The organism is Prevotella sp. MGM1 (genome assembly GCF_002933775.1).
Classification (GTDB): domain Bacteria; phylum Bacteroidota; class Bacteroidia; order Bacteroidales; family Bacteroidaceae; genus Prevotella.
Genome location: NZ_BEWV01000168.1, coordinates 1 through 1,770 on the forward strand (window position 1 = coordinate 1; position 1,770 = coordinate 1,770).

The 1,770-nt window shown below is 54.8% G+C and carries 2 protein-coding genes and 1 pseudogene; all 3 read right to left on the bottom strand.

What is annotated here, in order from left to right:
* A pseudogene (locus MoGM_RS06245) lies at nucleotides 1-1,174 on the bottom strand (relaxase); the annotation flags it as partial.
* The gene (gene mobA / locus MoGM_RS06250) at nucleotides 1,153-1,581 is read right to left on the bottom strand and encodes a conjugal transfer protein MobA (protein ID WP_104369251.1); all 429 of its coding nucleotides are present in this window, start codon (nucleotides 1,579-1,581) and stop codon (nucleotides 1,153-1,155) included. The pseudogene MoGM_RS06245 and the gene mobA, both read right to left, overlap by 22 nt.
* The coding region (locus MoGM_RS13315) for a hypothetical protein (RefSeq protein WP_233210188.1) at nucleotides 1,578-1,770 on the bottom strand (193 nt) is incomplete at its 5' end. The genes MoGM_RS13315 and mobA, both read right to left, overlap by 4 nt.

The following is a 1,770-nucleotide window of genomic DNA, read 5'->3' on the forward strand; positions in this document are numbered from 1 at the left end:
TTATCGGCTGAAAAACAGCCGATAAAATTGTCGTGGCGGAAAATAGAATGATTACGCTTTTTCTTCTTCCTGCGCTGCATGGTACGGATGAAAGCCTCTTCCTCGGCATTGACCGCCGGACCTTCGGGAGTGAGCAAGCCCATACCGCCCGACACGTCTTCACGGTCGTGTGCGGTCTGCCCGTGTGCCTTATGTGTATCGTCCGTAGTTTCTACCGGGATGGAAGCGGTATCGGTGGCTGTCCTGCGTATGGCAGGGTGAAGTGTTCCTGCAAGGCATTCGCCGAAAGCTCCTTGCCCATGCGCGAGCCGTTCAGCACGCATCCCGTGCGGTGGTCGATGAAGGTAGCCCCGTAGATGCGCCCTTCCTCCGTATAGCGCAGCACGGTGTCAATACCCTTCTCTTTGAGTTGGCTCACAAACCTGTCCTTGTCATAAGTGCCTTGCAGTACGGAAAGGACGGTGCGTTTCGTCATGTCGGCGAGTTTCCTGTCCTTAATCTCCTGCTTGGAACGTGCGAACTTCCTTTGCACGGCTTCATAGCCGACGGGCTTCCCGAAAAGCGAGGACTTGAACGGGGTGCCAACCTTGTCGCCCTTGTCGTCCGTGACGGAATAGACCAGCCCGTGATACTCCCATCCGCGCACGTTGCCCCTCGCTTCCTCCACCGTCAGGTTATAGAGGGAAAGGAGCGCACGGTATTCGCCCATCGTCTGAAAACGGTACTGTCCGTTCAGAGTCTTCACGGTGCTAGCCACCTGCTTCTTCACATCGCCAGCCGATGCGTCCACCTTGCGCAATGGCGTGTCAAGGCGGCGGCTCCTGCGCTCCGCATCGTGCAGCCCGTATTTCTTCTCCAACTCACGGGTGATCTACTTGCTGCGGTAGTAGTCGTTCTTGTCGCTGATACATTTTCCGTTCTCGTCCACCCGCACGGTCAGCACATCTTCCGGGTGCGGGTTAAGCGAGATATGCACCACAGGTTTCTCCACCTTCATCTGCGGCTGCAGGAAGGTTAGAAAGCCCTCCATCGCCTTGTTGATGTCCACCGTTCCCGAATCGTCATTGTAGATGCGGTTGGCGGTGAGCAGCCGCCCCTGCGCCTCGTTAATCTTCTCCCCGTTGTAGGCAATCGCACCGTACAACGAGCTGCCTACACTGATTTTTGCGACCATTTTGCCTCCAATTCTCTTGAAAGTTCCACAATCTGACGGCTCAGTCTTACGAGTTCGATGGTATGTTGCTCCAGCTTGTAGAGCAACGCCATCGCTTTCTTCTCGGAGAAATGCAGCCTCAGTTCCTTCACCACTTGGTTGTAATTCGTCCCCACGGCGCGGAACTGCGCGTGAAAATCCGACAGCTTGGTGTAGTAGTCCACCAGTGTCTTGTCCACCTTCAGCACCTTGAAAGGCTGTCCGAAGAAGTGCGCTTTCAGGAAAACCGACCGTGCATAGACGCCAGATTTCCCGAACATGGCGAGGAAACGGTTGTGTTCCTCCTCGTTGAAACGGACGGTGTAGCGGTACACCGCCGGATCAAGTTTGGGATTTCTCCCTGCTTTGCTTTTCCTTTTCTCATTCATATTACTTTGGAGCGGATTGACGGCATAAGCCGCCGCTTCAAGGCACATACACCGTAGGTCTGAAAGGCTGCCCGACTTCGGAGGGGAAGCCCGCCCCCTGCAAGGGCAAGGCGTTTTCCGGGATGCTCAAAATATTTTGAGCGGCTGAAAACATACCTTGCTATGTTCAGGTGAACATAAAAATCCGTC